The following is an 18,201-nucleotide window of genomic DNA, read 5'->3' on the forward strand; positions in this document are numbered from 1 at the left end:
TGGCGAACCCCAAGATCGGCGAACGCGAGGTACTGGCCGCGATGCTGGAAGCCGACGCCGGGGTGATCGCCGAACACGACGGCATCCTGCTCATCTCGGACAAGGGCTTCGCCTCCAAACCGTTCGAGCGGCAACTCGCTGCCCAGGGCATCGAGCTGCTGCGACCGTCCCGCAAGCGGGAGAAGGCCCACTACGGCGAACCGATGCTCAAGAAGGTCCGCCAACTCATCGAGTCGGTCAACGACACCCTCAAAGGCCAACTCGACCTGGAAGAACACGGCGGACGGACCTTCGAGGGCGTCGCGGTCCGAGTCGCCCAACGCCTGCTGGCCATGGCCGCCGCGATCTGGCACAACAACAAGACCGGCGCACCCGTCACCCGGTCACTGATCGCCTACGACCACTGATCCATTCGGAACTACTCGTCTAGGGGGCTACCGACACGATGCGGTCCATCGACCGCGCCTCGCAGCGGGTACGCGGTCGTGACAGACCCGGCCGTCTTGGCCAGCCGGTCAAGCAGTTCGCCGCAGTTGCGGTTCACAGCCGCCGTACGCGCAGCACACAGGTCAGCATCGGTAGGGTGAACTCGCCGTCCGCAGTCTCCGGCCTGCTCGCAAGAAAAGCGCGAATCCGGCTGAGCGTGGCCTCTCGCTCCTGTTCCGGCATGACCAGCATCCCCGCCCTCGTGGCGAGGGTCGCAACGAGAGAGTCCCCGGTGCGGCGCTGCCCGTGCGGGAACTCGGCCTGCTCCGGCGCGCCGAACCGGGCGGACACACCAGTCTTTGGAAGGTGTGCGTCGGCCGTCTCCGCGCGCCAGCTGGCGGGCGTGTCACGCGGGCCAATGGCAGCGCTTCCGCTGACCCCCGCTAGTCCGGCAACCCAATCGACCCGGTCGTCCATGACGTTCCACAGACCGGCCAGGATGCCGCCTGGTGCCAGGACCCTGGCCATCTCGGGCCCCGCGACGGCCATGTCGAACCAGTGCAGGGCGTTTCCGGCCAGCACGGCATCGACGGACGCATCCGGCAGCGGTATCGACTCGGCGCTACCCGCCAAGGCACGCAGAGCCGGCAGTGCGCGGCGCAGTTCGGTCAGCATCGCCGGGTCGGGCTCGACCGCGGTGACCTCGGCGCCCGCCGTAACCAGCGTGGCGGTGAGCTTGCCCGTTCCGGCGCCGAGGTCGAGCACCCGCAAGCCGGGCGCGGGATCGAGCGCCCAGCGCACGGCAGCTTGCGCATAGTCCGGGCGGTGTTCGGCGTACGCGGTCGCCGCTGCGCCGAACGACGAGGAGTAACGAAGCTGTTCGTCCTGGTCCACGCGACTACCCTATCGGCGCCGCGCGTTTTCGGACGGCAGCCTCTGTCGCTCCCGCATCGAGGGGACGGTCTCGTCTCCGGTACGCGTGTCGACCGCTGGTGCTGGTCCCGGTGGCGGTCATTCTGCAGGTGCGTTCGCGGCACCCTGCACCGTGATGACGACCTTTCCCGCCGGATGTCCCTGGGCGAGGTAGCGGATCGCGTCGGGCGCGTCGGCGAGGGGATAGATGCGGTCGATGACCGGGGTGATCGCGCCCGACTCGATGAGTGACGTCAGATCGGCGAGGTCCTCGTAGCGTTCCCGAGCGGCCACGCCACACACCCGAGCGCTGCCGAACAACGAAACCAGTGGCGCGGCCATCTGGCGCTGGAACCCGCCGAGCAGCCAGCCCTCGGCGTGCCCGCCGCCGACGAGGGCGATCGTCCCGCGCGGGGTGACTGCGCGCCGGAGCAGTGACAGGGGCCGGTTGCCGGCGGTGTCGATGATGACGTCGTGCCGTACGCCACCACGGTCGATCTCGTCCTGGGTGTAGTCGATGACATCCTCGGCGCCGAGGGAACGCACCAGCTCGACCTTCGCGGTGCCGCATACGCCGGTCACGATACCGCCGTGTGCCCTGACGAGTTGGACGGCGAACGAACCGACGCCCCCGGCCGCGCCGGTGATCAGTACCCGCTGCCCAGGCTTCACCCCGGCATCGCGGATGCTCTGCAGCGCCGTCACCGCCGAGATGGGCATCGCCGCCGCCTGCTCGAAGGTGAGGTTGGCGGGTTTGGGCGCCAGCCGGTGCTGTCGTGCCCTGGCGAATTCGGCGAACGAACCGCTCTCGCAGGTGCCGTGGACCTCGTCGCCGGGGCGCAACCGGGTCACGCCGGCTCCGACCGCCGCCACCACACCCGCGACGGCCCGACCGAGCACCGCCACCCTGGGTCGGCGCAGCCCGACCGCGAGTCGTACGGCCATCGGCCGCCCGGTCATCAGGATCCATACGCCGGGGTCGACGCCAGCGGCCCGCACCTCGACGAGCACCTCGTCGTCACCGATCGAGGGCATGTCGAGGTCGCGAAGTTCGAGCAGGTCGGCCGGTCCGTACACGTCGTGGGCGATCGCCTTCATGACTTCTCCTCGGGAGAGTCGGGGTACTGGAACACGTCGTCGAGCGGAACACCGAACACCCGGGCGATCCGGAAGGCCATCTCGAGGCTCGGCGAATAACGGCCCTGCTCAATCGCGATGAGGGTCTGCCGAGTGACGCCGATGCGCTCGGCGAGTACGGCCTGGGTCATCTCGCCGTGCGCGAAGCGTAGCGCCCGGATGCGGTTGGTGACCCGTGTCGGCTTCACCACTTCGGACGCTCCTGCGGTAGACGATGACCTTGGTGATGCCGCCGAGGACCGTCGACAGCCCGAAGCAGAGGTGGATACCCCAGGCGTGGTCTTCGGCGCGAAGCTGACGATCAGCGGTTCGCTGTGCTCATTACCGAGCCGGCGTCGGGCACCGCAGACGGCCGGGTCGCCGCTGGGTTCCCGTCGTAGGCGCGTCGTGCCTGCTCCACGTCGTCCAGGTGGCTGGTGGCCCATTCGGCGAGGTGGGCGAACAGGGGAGCGAGGCTGCGGCCGAGGTCGCTGATCTCGTACTCGACTCGGGGTGGAACCTCCGGGTGGTAGGTGCGCACGACAAGTCCGTCGCGTTCGAGTTGCCGCAGTCGCTGGGTCAGGACCTTGGGCGTGATGCTGCCGATCCGTCGCTGCAGCTCGATGAAGCGTTGCCGTCCCTGGTAGTTCAGCGTCCAGAGGATCGGGGTGGTCCACCGGCTGAAGACGATGTCCACGACCGGGGCGACAGGGCACGCCTGCTCGGGATCGACCGATCCTGCGGATGGCCAGGTTGCTGGATCGGCCTGCATGCGGGCTCCTCGAATAGTCACTTTCCTGTAGGTACCTACTATACCGACGATGCTAGCTTCTCCCGGTCGTCGCCGAAGAGATCGACTCGGCGGCGGTCGCATCCATTGGTGGCATGGGTGATCCCCGGAGTAACGGGTGATCCCCGAGCAGAGGAGTCGTTCATGATCGTCGTAACAGGGGCCACCGGAAACGTGGGTCGGGTACTTGTCGGGGCGCTCGCCGCGGCCGGCGAGCAGGTGACCGCGGTGTCCCGAGCCACGTTGCCGGTGTCCGTGCCGGAAGGGGCTCGGCACCAACAGGCTGATCTCGCCGCACCCGAAACCCTCCGTCCGGTCGTGGACGGAGCCCGGGCGCTGTTCCTGCTGGTCGCGGGGGCCGGTGCGGAGCTGAGCCCGGGCGAGATTCTCGACGTCGCGAAAGCCGGTGGAGTCGAACGCATCGTCCTGCTGTCCTCGCAGGCCGCCGGAACGCGCCCGCGGTCCGTCTCACACGCGCCGCTACGCGGCATCGAGGATGCCGTGCAGCAGTCCGGGATGGCGTGGACGATCCTGCGACCGGGCGGCTTCGCGTCCAACGCGTACGCCTGGGCGGAACCGGTGCGGACCCAGCGGACGGTGGCCGCGCCGTTCGGCGACGTCGGTCTGCCGATGGTCGATCCGACCGACATCGCGGAGGTCGCGGCCATCGTCCTGCGTCAGGACCAGCACGCCGGCCGGATCTACGAGCTGACCGGGCCGGCCCTGACCACACCGCGACAGCGGGCCCGGAGTATCGGCGAGGCGCTGGGCGAGCCGGTCCGGTTCGTCGACCAGACCCGTGCCGAGGCTCGCGAACAGATGATGCGGTTCATGCCCGAGCCGGTGGTCGACGGGACGCTGGCCATCCTCGGCGAACCTACTGTGGCAGAGCAGCGGATCAGCCCGCATACGGAGCAGATCCTGGGCCGGGCACCGCGCAGCTTCGACGACTGGGCCCGGCGCCACATCCATGCGTTCCGCTAGGAGCCGGCTTCGCCTCGCTGGTCCGCCGGCCAGCGCGGCGGGGTGGACGTACACCCTCGGATCAGGGCGCGTCCCGCCAACCCGCCGGGGTCGACTCCGTCGCATCCGACCGGAATCCCCATCGGCCATCCACGACACCGCCGGCCGCCGTCTGTGACCGGCGGCACGGTCCGCACCCCGCCTGACCTCGTATGGTCACCCGATGGGACGTGACGACCTCAACGCGGATCGTACGGGGGCGGCAGAGCCTGTAGTGGACTGTCCACCGGCCGAATGAGCGTGCGCGACGGGACACCCCGGCGCTGGTCACCGGTCCCACCGGCAGGGCAGCTACGGACCCTGGCATGGGGAACGTTGGCAAACACCGTCGGGTCGGGGCTGTGGCTCGCCGGCGTTGCCCTGTTCCTCACCCGGAGCGTCGGCCTGCCGGCCACCTCGGTAGGGCTGGGACTCACCGTCGCCGGACTGATCGGGCTGTCGGCCAGCGTGCCGCTGGGACACCTTGCCGACCGGCGGGATCCACGGTCCCTGCGCGCCCTGCTGCAACTGCTGCAGGCGGGGGTCGCGGCCTCGTACCTGCTGGTCCAGTCGTTTCCCGCATTCCTGCTGGTCGCCGTCCTCGACGCCCTCCTGGTCGCCGGCAATCTCTCCGTGCGTGCGGCGCTCGTCGCCGCCGTGGCCGGTCCGGCTGGCCGGGTCCATGCGTTCGCGACGCTGCGGGCGGTCGCCAACATCGGAATCAGTGTCGGGGCCGGGCTGGCCGGGCTCGCACTGGCCGCCGACACCCGGCTCGGCTACACCATGCTGGTACTCGGCAACGCGCTCACCTATCTCATCTCCGCGGGCCTGATCATGCGGCTGCCCCCGTCGCCGCCGAGTCCCGCCGCACCGGGTACGGCTCGTGGGGCGGCACTGCGGGACGGACGGTACCTGGCGGTGGGCACGGTGTCCGCGGTCATGGCGTCGCACCGCGTCGTGCTCGGGTTGGTGGTGCCGTTGTGGATCGCGACCCAGACCTCCGCACCCCGAGCGATGGTGTCCGCGGTGCTGGTGACGAACACCGTCCTGACCGTGTTCCTGGCGGTACGGATCAGCCGTGCCGTGGAGAACGCCGTCGGGGCCGCCCGGACGATGCGCCGTGCCGGGTTCGTGCTCGCGGTCGCGCTGCTCATCTATCCGACGTCCAGTTGGTTCGGCACCGGCGGCACCATCACGCTGCTCCTGCTCGCGACCGTGGTCTACACCATCGGTGATCTGTTCCACGCGACCGCCTCGGCCAGCCTCTCGTACGAACTGGCACCGCCGCATGCGATCGGCCAGTACCAGGGGGTCAGCGGCCTGTTGACCGGCCTGGCCGAGGCGGTCGGCCCGGCTCTGCTCACGCTGCTGCTTCTCGACGTCGGCACCGCCGGGTGGGTGGCCCTGGCCGTCGTCTTCGCGGCGACCGGGTTGGCGGTCCCGGCGTTGACCGAACGCGCCCTGGCCAGGACGGGAGGCGTCCTGGCCAGGCAGCCGTTCGATCAGGTGCCGGCGTCGCCGGGTTCACCGGTGGCGCGTACCCGGGTTCCGGGGTGATTGGCGCGGACGTTCGCGGCCGCGAGGTCGACGGTCCGCCTGATCCGGCGCCGCCGGGTGTCCGCTTTCTTCGCCGTCGCCACCCACTCCAGGATCAACCGTTTCGACGACGGCGGAAAATTCTCGAAGTTCGTCCGGGCAGCCTCGTCCCGGTCGAGGAGTTCCCGCAGATCGTCGGGTACCGCCGAGCCCTCCGCGTCGGACAGGACCTGCCAGGTGCCGTTGGCTCTGGCCAGATCGATCAGGGCCTGACCGTGCTCGGTCATCAGGCCCAGCTCGGCCATTTTCGCGGCGCGCTCCCGATTCACTCGACTCCAGGTGCTACGCGGGTTACGCGGGGTGAACCGGAGTCGGGAGCTCTCCGCGTCGTGTTTGCGGGCCTGGCTGTCGATCCACCCGTAGCAGAGTGCGTGTTCGATCGCCTCGTGGTACCGGATGCTCGGCGTCGCACTGTCCCGGTGGTGGATGACCAGCCACACCTCCTTTTCGGACCGGCAGTTCCGGGCCAGCCACCCGCGCCAGGCGGCCGTGCTGCCCGCAACGAAGGTGTTCACGTCACGCCTCCGTCCGCGAACCGAGGATATCCAGGTAGTGCTGGTTGTACATCACGCCGAGGACGTTCCCGAACGGGTCGACGACGGACGCGGTGACGAACCCGGGGCCGTGCTCGACCGGCTCCGCGTACACCGTCGCGCCGGCGGAGAGCAGCCGATCGAAGGAGGCCTGGACGTCGTCGACATGCCAGTAGATCATCGCGCCCCCGGCCTTGTCGGGCCGGCCGGGTGCGGCGAACCGGCTGTCGATGAGGCCGAGTTCGTGCTGGTAGTCGCCGATCCGGAACTCGACGTAGGCGGGCGTCCCCTCGACCTCGCGGACGAAGTACGGCTCGATGCCGAGGAGCTCGGTGTACCAGCTAACCGCAGCGGTGAGGTCGTCGGCGAAGAAGTTGACGGTGGCGAATCCTCGCAACATGGGACTGTTCCTTTCTCCGGTTGGTGACAGTGACCATTCTTCCGCCTAAAGTGCTCACCAACTGAGCAGTTTGTTGGAAGGATCGAGAACATCCGCGCTGACCGTCTCGTCGCCGTGCTGCTGCTGTTGCAGGCCCGTGGCCGGGTGACCGCCGCCGGACTGGCCGACGAACTGGAGGTGTCCGTCGCGACCGCCCGCCGCGATCTGGAGGCGCTCTCGACGGCGGGCATCCCGGTGTACCCGCAGCCCGGCAGGGGCGGCGGCTGGTCGCTCGTCGGTGGTGCCCGCACCGACCTCAGTGGCCTGTCGGCGACCGAGGCGCAGGCGCTGTTCCTGCTCGTCGGCCCGGCCGCGGCGGTCTCGGGAGAGGCCAAGACGGCGCTGCGCAAACTCGTCCGCGCGCTGCCGCAGACCTTCCGGGCCGACGCGGAGGCCGCCGCCAGCGCCACGATGATCGACCCCACCCGGTGGGGCGAGCGCGACCGCCGTCGACCCGAGATCGTCGACCGGTTGCAGGCCGCCGTGGTCCGTCGGCAGAAGGTGCGGCTGACCTACACCAACAGCGCACGGGTGCGCACCGAGCGGCTTGTCGACCCGTGGGGCCTGGTCGACAAGGACGACATCTGGTACCTGCTCGCGGGCACCGACCGAGGGCAGCGGACCTTCCGCGTCGATCGGATCGTCGGGACCGAGCTGACCGAGCAGCCCGCCGAGCGCCCCGACGACTTCACCCTCGCCGACGCGTGGCAGCAGGTCGTCGGCGAGGTGGAGCAGCGGCGAAGCCGTACCTGGGCGACCGTGCTGGTCGAGGCCCGGTTCGTGTCGGTGCTCCGCAACCACTTCGGACGGCACTGCCACACCGACGCCGAACTCGACGACGGACGCGCCCGGGTCCGTGTCGGCGCGCCGACCCCGCTGGACATCGCCCGACACCTCGCCGGCTGGGGCGCGATGATCGAGGTGGTTGAGCCGCGATCCGTCCAGGACCAACTGGCGCGGATCGGCGACGAACTCACCGGCCGCTACAGCCGACGCTCCGACCGGCCGTGAAAGGTCCGAGGGTACGCGTCCGGCGCCGTCTGGTCCCGGCCGCAGCCGAGCGGGGATTCGTGCGGCCGCCGGGCGGCGTACCGGGTCGCCTCAGTTGCCGTCCGTCGCCTCGGTTGCCGTCCGGCGCAACCGCGTTATGTCTGGCCGGACGTGCGTGACCTGTTACGCGGGTAGTCCGCGCTGACCGCTGGGCCGTCGAGGCGTACGCCTCGACCGGTGCCTGGCGGGCAACCACAGGCCAGGCTCGGACCCGTCACGGTAGTTGTCCAGGTATCACCGATCCCTGGATAGACGGCGCCTGGATCCCGCCGGCGGATGTTGCGACTCTTGGCCGAGCCGAGAGGAACACCGCTGACCAGGGAGTAGTTGTGAGGGATGTGTCCGTACCCGATCTGACCGGAAAGCTCGCCGTGGTGACCGGCGCGAGCGACGGCCTCGGACTGGGCCTGGCCGTACGCCTGGCCCGCGCCGGTGCCGAACTCGTCCTGCCGGTCCGCAATCCGGGCAAGGGGGCCGCGGCGTTCGAAAGGATCCACGCGGCGGTGCCGCAGGCCACCGTCTCCGTCCGGGAACTCGACCTGGCCTCGCTGGACTCCGTCGCCGCCCTCGCGGACGGCCTGAACCGTGAGGGCCGGCCGATCGACATCCTGATCAACAATGCGGGCGTGATGATGCCGGCCACCCGACACGTCACCGCAGAGGGTCTGGAACTACAGTTCGGCACCAACCATATCGGGCATGTGGCGCTAACCGGCCGGATCCTGCCGCTGCTGCGAGCCGGTCGGGCCCGGATCACCGCCATGTCGAGCGCCGCCGCCCGCTCCGGAAAGATCAACTGGGCCGACCTGCAGAGCGAGCGGGGATATTCGGCGATCCGGTCGTACGGCCAGTCGAAGCTCGCCAACCTGCTCTTCGGCCTGGAACTCGACCGGCGAAGCGCGGCGGGCGGCTGGGGCATCGTCAGCAACGTCGCGCACCCCGGAACCACCTTGACGAACCTGTACGCCGCCGGCCCGAATCTGGGCCGCCGACGCCGCTCGCCCTACGAGTCGATCATGACACGACTCGCCGGATGGGGAGTTCTCGTGCAGCCCGTCGACGCCGGCCTGCTGCCCGCGCTGTATGCGGCCACCAGCCCGCAGGCGCGGGGCGGGCGCTTCTACGGCCCGGACGGCTTCGGCCAGTTCACCGGCGGCCCGACGGAGTTGACCATCTACCGGTCGGCGCGCAACGAGGCCGACGCGGTACGGCTCTGGGACCTCTCCGAGCGGCTGGCCCGGGTCGAGTTCGCCGCCGCCTGAGTTCGCCGCCGTTGGGAATCACCGCCGCGTGAGTCCGCTGCCGTCGGGGATTCACCGCCGGCCGCCGTCGCCGAAGGGAAGACTGAGAATCATGGAACGGGACCGGCTCGCGGCCTTCCTGCGGACGCGGCGCGAGGCATTGCAGCCGGAGGATGTCGGACTGCCCAGAGGACGGCGCCGGCGCACCGGCGGACTGCGTCGGGAGGAGGTCGCCGCGCTGTCCGACATGTCGACCGACTACTACAGCCGGCTGGAGCAGCAGCGGGGACCGCACCCGTCCGAGCAGATGCTCGCCGCGATCGCCCGCGGCCTGCGTCTGTCCCTGGAAGAACGCGACCACCTGTTCCGACTCGCGGGCTACGCCACCCCGCAGCGGATCCTGCGCGCGAACCACATCAACCCCGGGATGATGCGCATCTTCGACCGGCTCGAGGACACTCCCGCACAGGTGGTGAACCTCCTCGGCGAGACGCTCACCCAGACCCGGCTCGCGATCGCACTGCTCGGCGACGACAGTCGACACACCGGGTTGGCGCGGAGCCTGCACTACCGGTGGTTCACCGATCCGGCCGCCCGGGACAGCTATCCGGAGGAGGACCATCCGACCCACAGCCGGCTCTTCGCGGCCAGCCTGCACGACGCGTACACCAGGGACGGCAAGGGCTCGCGGGCGGCCGCCATCGTCGACGCGCTGCTGGCGGCCAGCCCGGAGTTCGCCGACCTCTGGCGGGAGCATCCCGTCCTGGGTCCGTACTGTGCGCCGAAGCGGATCCAGCATCCGCAGGTAGGTCTGCTCGAACTGCACTGTCAGACGCTGGTGGACCCCGACCAGTCCCAGGCACTGCTGGTCTACACCGCGGTGCCGGGCAGCGAGAGCCACGAGAAGCTGCAACTGCTCTCGGTTTTCGGCGACCAGCGCGTCTGAGGCACGTCATCGCGCCCGTCGGGCCGGGTCGGGGTGCCTACGCGGGAGCGACGTCTCGCATCCCGTAGGCACCCGGATCCGACGCGTTCCGGCGTGCGATCTCAGACGTCGCGGTGGCGCACGACGAGCAGGGCAGCGACGACCGCGACGAGCGGCCAGGCCGCGTACACGATCCAGGACTCGGTGACGGTCGGACGGTAGAAGCCGTCACCGGACGGCTCCGCCCACATCGCGATCAGGCGCTCCCAGGCGGTGAGCACCATGGCGTGATTGATCTCGGCGGACCAGCGCATGGTGATCGAGAAGAACGACGGCAGCACGAGCAGGGCGAAGATTCCGGTGACCATGGTGGTGGCGCTGTGCCGGATCAGCACGCCGAGCCCGAGGCCGATCAGCGCGCAGACCGGTGGCAGCAGCGCGGACGCCACCAGGGCCCGGACCGCGACTGGATCGGTGATCGATACGGACGCGTCCCGCCCGCTGAGGATGGCCTGGGACACCGCGAACGAACCGGCGGCGATGACCGTGCCGACCACCGTCCAGACCACGGTCACCACCGCCGCCTTGGCCAGCACCACCGAGCCGCGGGCGGGAACCGCCACCGCCGTGGTGCGGATCAGGCCGGTGCTGTACTCGCTGACGACGGCGATCGCGCCCGCGCTGACCGCCACGAGCGTCAGCGTCCAGTATCCGGTCAGCGGAAACGCGTCGGAGAGCGCGAACATCGGCTCCCGCTGCGTCTCCGGGTTCATGCCCGGAAAATCGGTGTAGCTGTCCCACGCCTCGACGGTGGCGGCGGCGATGACGAACAGCGTGACGAGGCCGAGCGTCCAGGGCGTCGACCGAAGCGAACGCATCTTGATCCACTCGGCGGCGAGCAGGTCGCGGAACCGGGCGGGCGGATCGGCGACGGGCCGGGCCGAGACGGGCGGTGGGCCGGCTGCGGTGACGGTCATCGCTGCTGCCCGGCCAGGTATTCGACGCTGTCGGCGGTGAGTTTCATGAATGCTTCCTCCAACGAGGCGGATCGGGTGGTCAGTTCCTGTAGGACGATCTTGTTGTCGAAGGCGAGAATGCCGATCTGGTTCGCCGGCAGCCCGGTCACGGCCAGCCCTCCGACCCCTTCCGGCTCGACCCGCGCACCCGCCGCGACCAGCAGCGCCGCGAGTTCGTCGGCCTGCGGGCTCCGCAGCACGACGCTGGGTCGGGTGCTTCGGGCGGCGAACCGCGCAAGGGGCTCGGCGGCGAGAAGTCGGCCCTGCCCGATGACGACGAGCTCGTCGGCGGTGTTCTCCATCTCCGTCATCAGATGGCTGGAGAGGAAGACCGTCCGGCCCTGGGCGGCGAGGCGGCGGAAGAGGTGCCGCACCCAGAGGACGCCCTCCGGGTCCATCCCGTTGATCGGCTCGTCGAACAACAGCACCGGAGGGTCGCCGAGCAGCGCGGTGGCGATCCCGAGCCGCTGCTTCATGCCGAGGGAGTAGCCGCCGACCCGGCGCCGGGCCACGTCGGTCAGGCCGACCTCCCGCAACACCTCGTCCACCCGCCGCAGGGGAATGCCGTTGCTGCGGGCCAGCGCGGACAGGTGCGCGGTGCCGCTGCGTCCGCCGTGTACGTGGTGCGCGTCGAGGAGCGCGCCGACGTGCCGCAGCCCGCGCCGGTGCGTACGGAACGGGACGCCGCTGACCGTCACCGTGCCGGCGGTGGGCGCGTCCAGTCCGAGGATCATCCGCAGCGTGGTCGTCTTGCCGGCGCCATTGGGTCCGAGGAACCCGGTCACGTGCCCGGGACGGACCGTGAAGGAGAGGTTGTCGACGGCGGTCTTGCTGCCGTAGCGCTTGGTGGCTGAGTTGACTTCGATCACACCGTCGATGCTGCCCGGGAAGCCCGATCCGGACATCGTGCCGTCGACGGTAACCGTGGAGCAGGAGTTGGCCCGTGGGCGTACGTCCGTGGGGTGATGCCGGGTCCGGCGCGAGCTGGCTAGTCTCGCGGCGTGGATGCCACCTCGCCTGCCCTACGCCCGCCGCTGCGGCACCGTGTCCCACCGGCGGCGCGGACGGTCCTGGCCTGGGGCGGAATCGTCGTGTTTCCCCTTCTTCTGGTTCTCACCGTGGGGATCATCTCCAGCGACGGCAGGCCGTACGTCAACGTGCTGGAGAGCGTTCCGCGATACCTGCTGCCGGTCATCGTGATGGCGCTGCCCGCCACCATGCTGCGCCGAAGCCCGCTGACCACCCTCGCGCTGATGCTCGTCGGCTCCGCCGGCATGACCGGCGCGATAAACGTGGACAGCCCGGGATACCTGGGCGACCTCCGCTATCTGCAACTGTTCGCCATCGACCTCGTCGTGGGCTTCGTCGCGGCGAGCCGACCACGCCGGATCTCGGTCGGCGTCGCGGTACTGGCGCTCTGCCTCCAGATCGCCATCGGATACGTCAACCCGGTCGGCGACGACCCCGTCTTCGAACCCGAGATCCCCATCCTGGCGATGGTCGCCGCCTGGATGGTCGGCAACTCCGTCCGGGCCCGTCGGCAGTACGCCGAGGCGCTCCGCGCCCAGGCCACGGTGCAGGCGGTCACGGCCGAACGGCTGCGCATCGCCCGTGAGCTGCACGACATCGTCGCGCACAGCATCGGCATCATCGCGATCCAGGCCGGCGTCGGCAGCCGGGTGATGGACACCCAGCCGGCCGAGGCCCGTAACGCGTTGCGGGCGATCGAGGCGACCAGTCGGGACACCCTGGCCGGCCTGCGGCGGGTGCTCGGTGGGCTGCGACCGGTGCCGCAGGACGCCGAGCCTGGGTCGGCGTCACTGCATCCGAGCCCGGGACTGGCCGACGTGGACCGGTTGGCCGCCACCACGTCCGCGGCCGGCGTACGGGTGGAGGTGTGCTGGCGGGGGGACCGGCGTCCGGTACCCGCCGACATCGAACTGTCGGCGTACCGGGTCATCCAGGAGGCGGTCACCAACGTGGTCCGGCACGCGGGTACCGCGCGGTGCCGGGTGAGCGTCGAGTACCGGGCCGAGGACCTGCACGTCGAGGTCACCGACGACGGGCACGCCGCACCGGTGTCCGGCACCGGCCACGGCATCATCGGAATGCGCGAGCGGGTCGGCCTGCTGAACGGGGAGTTCAGCGCCGGGCCACGGCCCGGGGGCGGCTTCCGGGTGTCGGCGACCCTGCCGTTGGTCGACCCGGTTCCCGCCTCGGCGACGCCGCGATGAGCGTGCGGGTCGTACTCGCCGACGACCAGCCGCTGGTGCGGTCCGGTCTGCGGGTGCTGATCGCCGACGCTCCGGACCTGGAGGTCGTCGGCGAGGCCGGAACGGGCGCCGACGCGGTCCGGGTCGTCCGGGACGTCCAACCGGACGTCGTGGTGATGGACATCCGGATGCCGGGGATGGACGGGATCGAGGCCACCCGGCAGATCGCCGCCGGCCCGGGGGCGACCCGGGTGCTCGTGCTGACCACCTTCGACACCGACGACCACGTCTACGGGGCACTCCGGGCCGGTGCGAGCGGATTCGTGGTCAAGGACATGGCGGTCGACGACATCCTCGCGGCGGTCCGTGTGGTCGCCGCCGGTGACGCCCTGATCGCGCCGGGCGTCACCCGTCGCCTGATCGCGGATTTCGTTCAGGCCCGCGAGTCGGGCGCCGTCCGTTCCGCGCGGCCGGTCGCGGGCATCACCGAGCGGGAACGGGAGGTGCTGACCCTGATCGGCCGCGGCCGGTCGAACAGCGAGATCGCGGGCGAGTTGTTCATCACGGTCGCCACCGCCAAATCGCACGTGGCACGGTTGCTGACCAAGCTCGCCGCCCGGGACCGGGTGCAGCTGGTGATCATCGCGTACGAGCTGGGACTGGTGACACCGCCGGGCTGAGTACGGGTTCGGGCCTCGTCAGGGCGTCGGCGGCTGTTCGGCGGCGAGCATGATCCGGCGCAGCAGGTCGGACAGCGTTCTCCGCTCGTCGGCACTCAGGGTGCCGAGCAGGCGGTACTCCTCGTGCCCGAGAATGTCCATCGCGCCGAGCCAGGCGGCCCGGCCGTCCTCGGTGAGTTCGATGTCGATCCGGCGGCGGTCCGTCGCGGACGGCGTCCGCCGGACGAATCCCCGGGCGACCAGGGCGTCGACCCGGGCGGTCACCGACGGCGGCGCCAGGCCGAGGTCGTCGGCGAGTTGTGACGGCACCGCCCGCCCGTGCCGTCCGGCGAGGGCGTGCAGGGTGTCGAACTCGTGCCGCTGGAGGTCGAAGTCGACCAGGGAGTTCTCCCGGAACCGGCGCAGGTATTTGGTCACCAGCTTCATCCGGGTCACCGCGGCCTCGACGTCCGGGTCGAGATGGGGCAGCACGGGCAGCCAGCGTGCGACGTGTCCGTCGGTCCAGTCACGGTGTTCCACGCCACAACTCTACGTCGACGCGGAATTATTCGTTGACGAAAGGTTCGACGTCGAAATACTGTGCCGATCGTGGCCCATCCACTCCGGCTCCGCGCCTTCCAACTGCTCTTCCTCGGCCGTACGCTCTCCGCGCTCGGTGACGCGGTCGTACCGGCCGCCCTCGCGCTCGCCGTGCTGCGGGCCACCGGCTCGACCTCGGCGCTCGCCCTGGTCCTCGGCTGTGCGATGGTGCCGAGACTGCTGCTGCTGCCGATCGGCGGCGTGATCGCCGACCGGTTCAACACCCGGATCGTCGCGATCGGCACCGATCTCGTCCGCTGCGGAACGCAGGTCCTCATCGGCGTCGAGTTGTTCAGCAGTACCCCCACGCTGCTACCCATCGCCGCCGCCTCGGCGGTAGGCGGCGTCGCGTCGGCCTTCGCCATGCCCACCACGTCACCGCTGGTCGCCGGGATCGTCGACGGTCCCGGCCGGCAGCGCGCCAACGCCGCGCTCGGCGCGGCCCGCAGCGCCACCGGACTGGCCGGCCCGGCCCTGGCCGGCGCGTTGATCTGGGCGGCCGGTCCGGGCTGGGCGTTCGTCCTCGACGGCGCGAGCTTCGCCGTCAGCGCCGCCCTGCTCGCTGTCCTGCGGGTACGCCACACGCCGATCGAACGTCGGTCACTGCTCGCCGACCTGCGGGAGGGCTGGGCCGAGGTCCGGTCCCGGGACTGGTACTGGAGCAGCCTGGTGGCGCACGCGGTCTGGAACGGGGTGGCGGCGGTGCTGGTCACCCTCGGCCCGGCGGTGGCGATCAGCAAACTGGGCGGCGAGGGCGTCTGGGTCCTGGTGCTCGAGGCGGGCGCCATCGGTCTGCTGATCGGATCCCTGCTGGCCGGCCGGGCCCGGCTGAGGCGGCCGATCCTCGTGGCGAACCTGGGTCTGGCCACGTACGCGGTGCCGCTCATCCTCCTCGCCGTCGCGGCGCCACCCTGGGCGGTGATCGTCTCCTACGGTGTCGCGCTGGCCGCCCTCGGCTTCCTCAACCCCGTGTGGGAGACGGTCGTCCAGGCGGAGATACCACCACACGCCCTCGCCCGGGTCACCTCGTACGACTGGCTCCTCTCAATGGCCGCGATGCCTCTCGGGTACGCGCTCGCCCCGCTCGCCGCCGACGCCTGGTCGCCGTCCGTGCCGCTGGGCATCGCCGCGGCGCTGGTCGCGGTGGCCTGCGTCGGCACGGCAGCCGTTCCCGGCGTACGCCGACTTCCCGCCACCCGGCCGACAGCGGAACCGGAACCCGAGCTCCGGCAGGAAACGGAGCCCCGGCAGGAACCGGCGGAGGCGGCCCGATAGTCGTCCTGCCGGTGTTCCGCTCCGGTCACCGACCCCGGCGACCGCCATGGCACGATGCGCCTGTGACGTCGACCCGCCACACGCACGTTCTGTTCGACTTCTTCGGCACGCTGGTGGACTACTCGGCCAGCCGGACCACGCAGGGGTACCAGCGCTCGCACGAGTTGCTGCGCTGCTACGGCGGGCGGTTGGACTATCCGGACTTCCTCGTCGAATGGTCACGGGTCTGTACGGACTTCGACCGCGGCAGCGATCTCGACGACCACGAGTTCACCATGGACGAGGTCGTCGAGGTGTTCCTCTCGACGGTGCTGGGCCGGCAGCCGGACGCGGCCGACGTACGGGCGTTCGTCGACACCTACGTCGCGGAGTGGAGCCGGGAGGTCCGCTATCCGGCCGGCGTCGCCGACCTGTTGTCCGGGCTCGCCGACGACTACCGGCTCGCCGTGGTCAGCAACACCCACCACGCCCCGCTGGTCCCCACCCATCTGGCGGCGATGGGGGTCACGTCGTTGTTCGACGCGGTGATCACGTCGGTACGGGTCGGCTGGCGCAAGCCCGATCCACGGATCTACGCGGCGGCGCTCGGCGAACTCGGGGTGGCCGCCGAGTCCGTGGTGTTCGTGGGGGACACCATCGAGCCGGACTACCACGGGCCACGACGGCTGGGGATGCGGGCCTTCCTGATCGACCCGACGGGTCGGGCACCGGTGCCCGACCGGCACCGGCTCTCGTCCGTCTTCGACCTGCCGGGTCGGCTCGCCGGGTTCACCACGGTCGCACCGGACTAGCCCGGACACCCGGTGGTACTGCGCGGATATCCGCTGGACGGGGCGGCGAGACTGGTCGGGTGGAGATCATCACGACCCGGGCCTGGGCGGTCCGCGACGAACCCGTGGACGGCTCGACCGCCGGTGCCCTGCTGCGCGAGTACTACACCGAGATCGTCGGCCGGTACCACCGTCGTCCGGCCGAACCCGCCGAGGTCGACGCCGTGCTGGCGGAGGAGCCGAGTGACGATCTGAGGCTGCCGACCGGTCTGTTCCTGGTGGGCTGGTACGACGGCGAACCGGCCGGCTGCGTCGGTCTCCGCCTCGCCGACCTGCCGGTGGCCGAGATAACCCGGGTGTACGTCCGACCGTCGGCCCGCCGGCGGGGCGGCGGCGTACGGCTGCTCGGGGCGGCCGAGGCGGCGGCGCTGGCGCACGGCGTGACGACCCTGCGGCTGGACACCCGACACGATCTGGTCGAGGCTCGGGCGCTGTACGCCCGACAGGGCTACCACGAGGTCGCGCCGTTCTCCGACTCGCCGTACGCCGATCACTGGTTCGAAAAGCGGCTTCGCCCCGGGGTTGACGGGAGCCACTCGATCGCGGTAATAAAGAAGAGAACTTGAGTCGCCTGGACTCAACTTAGCCTTCGGCTCAGGAGTACCGAGGAGGATCGACATGTTGATGCGTACCGACCCGTTCCGTGAGATCGACCGCATCGCCGAGCAGTTCTTCGGCACGAACACCCGGCCCGCGGTCATGCATCTGGACGCCTACCGTGACGGCGACTTCTTCTACGCCGCCTTCGACCTGCCCGGAGTCGATCCGGACAGCATCGAGTGCACGGTGGAACGGAACGTGCTGACCGTCCGCGCGGAGCGTCGGCGCCCCGCCGGTGACGGTGTCGAACTGGTGGCCGCGGAACGACCGATGGGCCTGTTCACCCGGCAACTCTTCCTGGGCGACACCCTCGACACGGACAAGCTCGAAGCGGGCTACGAGGCCGGGGTTCTGACCCTGCGCATCCCGGTGGCCGAGCGGGCCAAGCCCCGCCGGTCGAGGTCACCGTGACCGGAAGCGGGCAGCGCGAAATCAGGTCCTGACCTCCGACATCGTCGTCGCCGCACGCCCCGGCGGATCGCCGGGGCGTGCGGCGACGCGGACGGGGGAGTCCGGCACGGCTCGGTCCGGGACGGCCCCGTACCGCCGGGCCAGCGCCCGCGCCGTCGCGACGAAGGCCGCCCGCAGTTCGGCCGGCGCGAGCACCTCGGCATCGGCGCCGAGCTTCAGCAACTCGATGTGCCCGTGCCGGACCGACTCGATCGGCACCACCGTATGGAGCCAACCGGTGTTGTCGACCGGCCCGGCCGCCTCGCGTGCCGCCCGGGCCATCGCGGGCGGAAACACGAACGGCATCAGGTCGAGGGCCGCCGTCGTCATCCGTACCGTCGCCTCGGCGCGGTAGACGCTCTCCTCGTACCGGCGGCTCCAGCCCTGCCAGAACGCGGCCAGGTCGAAGTCCGCCGGCCTTTCGAATCCCTCGTCCAGCACGGTCAGCTCGAGCACGCTGGCGATCCGGTACGCCCTGGCCGCCCCGGTGTCCCCCCTGGCCCCCGTCTGTCTCTTATACACCTCTGA

Annotated in this window: 22 protein-coding genes; 12 read left to right on the forward strand and 10 right to left on the reverse strand. The window is 70.6% G+C overall.

What is annotated here, in order from left to right:
• Positions 1–407: transposase (locus I0C86_RS02135; RefSeq protein WP_323373422.1), on the forward strand; the 407-nt coding region annotated here is incomplete at its 5' end.
• Positions 408–540: 133 nt separating this feature from the next.
• Here I0C86_RS02135 and I0C86_RS02140 read toward each other — a convergent pair.
• The 4 genes from I0C86_RS02140 to I0C86_RS02155 form a co-directional block, all read right to left on the reverse strand.
• Positions 541–1,320, reverse strand: a complete 780-nt coding sequence (locus I0C86_RS02140) for a class I SAM-dependent methyltransferase (protein WP_196199475.1) — start codon at positions 1,318–1,320, stop codon at positions 541–543.
• A 117-nt stretch (positions 1,321–1,437) separates the two neighbouring features.
• A complete protein-coding gene (locus I0C86_RS02145) occupies positions 1,438–2,436 on the reverse strand; it encodes an NAD(P)-dependent alcohol dehydrogenase (protein ID WP_196199476.1) in 999 nt (332 codons plus the stop codon).
• A complete protein-coding gene (locus I0C86_RS02150) occupies positions 2,433–2,666 on the reverse strand; it encodes a helix-turn-helix transcriptional regulator (RefSeq protein ID WP_196199477.1) in 234 nt (77 codons plus the stop codon). The genes I0C86_RS02145 and I0C86_RS02150 overlap by 4 nt, the downstream gene beginning before the upstream one ends.
• Positions 2,667–2,776: 110 nt before the next feature.
• Entirely contained in the window at positions 2,777–3,226 is a 450-nt protein-coding gene (locus tag I0C86_RS02155) for a winged helix-turn-helix transcriptional regulator (RefSeq protein ID WP_196199478.1), read from the reverse strand.
• Between the two features lie 162 nt (positions 3,227–3,388).
• Here I0C86_RS02155 and I0C86_RS02160 point away from each other — a divergent pair, with 162 nt between their 5' ends.
• Positions 3,389–4,228 (forward strand): NAD(P)H-binding protein, encoded by an 840-nt coding sequence (locus I0C86_RS02160; protein ID WP_196199479.1) that lies wholly within the window; start codon positions 3,389–3,391, stop codon positions 4,226–4,228.
• A gap of 273 nt (positions 4,229–4,501) precedes the next feature.
• The gene (locus tag I0C86_RS02165; RefSeq protein ID WP_196199480.1) at positions 4,502–5,803 is read left to right on the forward strand and encodes an MFS transporter; all 1,302 of its coding nucleotides are present in this window, start codon (positions 4,502–4,504) and stop codon (positions 5,801–5,803) included.
• On the opposite strand, the gene I0C86_RS44825 is transcribed toward I0C86_RS02165, so the two are convergent.
• Both I0C86_RS44825 and I0C86_RS02175 read right to left on the reverse strand, forming a co-directional pair.
• Positions 5,749–6,357: a YdeI/OmpD-associated family protein gene (locus I0C86_RS44825; protein WP_196199481.1), complete on the reverse strand. Its 609-nt coding sequence runs from the start codon at positions 6,355–6,357 to the stop codon at positions 5,749–5,751. The genes I0C86_RS02165 and I0C86_RS44825 overlap by 55 nt on opposite strands.
• A gap of 1 nt (position 6,358) precedes the next feature.
• Positions 6,359–6,775: a VOC family protein gene (locus I0C86_RS02175; RefSeq protein WP_196199482.1), complete on the reverse strand. Its 417-nt coding sequence runs from the start codon at positions 6,773–6,775 to the stop codon at positions 6,359–6,361.
• 114 nt (positions 6,776–6,889) lie between these two features.
• On the opposite strand from I0C86_RS02175, the gene I0C86_RS02180 reads away from it, so the two are divergent.
• The 3 genes from I0C86_RS02180 (at position 6,890) to I0C86_RS02190 (ending at position 10,051) form a co-directional block, all read left to right on the forward strand.
• Positions 6,890–7,825 (forward strand): helix-turn-helix transcriptional regulator, encoded by a 936-nt coding sequence (locus tag I0C86_RS02180; RefSeq protein ID WP_323373423.1) that lies wholly within the window; start codon positions 6,890–6,892, stop codon positions 7,823–7,825.
• Between the two features lie 368 nt (positions 7,826–8,193).
• Positions 8,194–9,126: an SDR family oxidoreductase gene (locus I0C86_RS02185; RefSeq protein ID WP_196199483.1), complete on the forward strand. Its 933-nt coding sequence runs from the start codon at positions 8,194–8,196 to the stop codon at positions 9,124–9,126.
• Between the two features lie 91 nt (positions 9,127–9,217).
• On the forward strand, positions 9,218–10,051 hold the full coding sequence (locus I0C86_RS02190; RefSeq protein ID WP_196199484.1) for a helix-turn-helix transcriptional regulator: 834 nt from the start codon (positions 9,218–9,220) through the stop codon (positions 10,049–10,051).
• Positions 10,052–10,152: 101 nt separating this feature from the next.
• On the opposite strand, the gene I0C86_RS02195 is transcribed toward I0C86_RS02190, so the two are convergent.
• Positions 10,153–11,007 carry an ABC transporter permease gene (locus I0C86_RS02195; protein ID WP_196199485.1) on the reverse strand — a complete coding sequence of 285 codons (855 nt, stop codon included), beginning with the start codon at positions 11,005–11,007 and terminating at the stop codon, positions 10,153–10,155.
• Positions 11,004–11,951, reverse strand: a complete 948-nt coding sequence (locus tag I0C86_RS02200; protein WP_230393400.1) for an ABC transporter ATP-binding protein — start codon at positions 11,949–11,951, stop codon at positions 11,004–11,006. Before I0C86_RS02200 ends, I0C86_RS02195 begins: the two co-directional genes overlap by 4 nt.
• Positions 11,952–12,047: 96 nt before the next feature.
• Between I0C86_RS02200 and I0C86_RS44830 the strand changes: the two genes are divergently transcribed.
• A complete protein-coding gene (locus I0C86_RS44830; protein ID WP_323373424.1) occupies positions 12,048–13,280 on the forward strand; it encodes a sensor histidine kinase in 1,233 nt (410 codons plus the stop codon).
• Positions 13,277–13,939: a response regulator gene (locus I0C86_RS02210; protein WP_196199487.1), complete on the forward strand. Its 663-nt coding sequence runs from the start codon at positions 13,277–13,279 to the stop codon at positions 13,937–13,939. The genes I0C86_RS44830 and I0C86_RS02210 overlap by 4 nt, the downstream gene beginning before the upstream one ends.
• A gap of 18 nt (positions 13,940–13,957) precedes the next feature.
• Here I0C86_RS02210 and I0C86_RS02215 read toward each other — a convergent pair whose 3' ends face one another.
• Positions 13,958–14,458 (reverse strand): MarR family winged helix-turn-helix transcriptional regulator, encoded by a 501-nt coding sequence (locus I0C86_RS02215; RefSeq protein WP_196199488.1) that lies wholly within the window; start codon positions 14,456–14,458, stop codon positions 13,958–13,960.
• 69 nt (positions 14,459–14,527) lie between these two features.
• Between I0C86_RS02215 and I0C86_RS02220 the strand changes: the two genes are divergently transcribed.
• From I0C86_RS02220 to I0C86_RS02235, 4 genes are all read left to right on the forward strand, one after another.
• Positions 14,528–15,793, forward strand: coding sequence for an MFS transporter (locus I0C86_RS02220; protein WP_196199489.1), 1,266 nt, complete (start codon positions 14,528–14,530; stop codon positions 15,791–15,793).
• Between the two features lie 62 nt (positions 15,794–15,855).
• Positions 15,856–16,584, forward strand: coding sequence for an HAD family hydrolase (locus I0C86_RS02225; RefSeq protein ID WP_196199490.1), 729 nt, complete (start codon positions 15,856–15,858; stop codon positions 16,582–16,584).
• Between the two features lie 59 nt (positions 16,585–16,643).
• Positions 16,644–17,189 (forward strand): GNAT family N-acetyltransferase, encoded by a 546-nt coding sequence (locus I0C86_RS02230; protein ID WP_323373425.1) that lies wholly within the window; start codon positions 16,644–16,646, stop codon positions 17,187–17,189.
• Positions 17,190–17,241: 52 nt separating this feature from the next.
• On the forward strand, positions 17,242–17,634 hold the full coding sequence (locus I0C86_RS02235) for an Hsp20/alpha crystallin family protein (RefSeq protein WP_196199491.1): 393 nt from the start codon (positions 17,242–17,244) through the stop codon (positions 17,632–17,634).
• 21 nt (positions 17,635–17,655) lie between these two features.
• On the opposite strand, the gene I0C86_RS02240 is transcribed toward I0C86_RS02235, so the two are convergent.
• Positions 17,656–18,201: helix-turn-helix transcriptional regulator (locus tag I0C86_RS02240; protein ID WP_196199492.1), on the reverse strand; the 546-nt coding region annotated here is incomplete at its 5' end.

The organism is Plantactinospora alkalitolerans (assembly GCF_015690345.1).
In the GTDB taxonomy this organism is placed as follows: Bacteria; Actinomycetota; Actinomycetes; order Mycobacteriales; family Micromonosporaceae; genus Plantactinospora; species Plantactinospora alkalitolerans.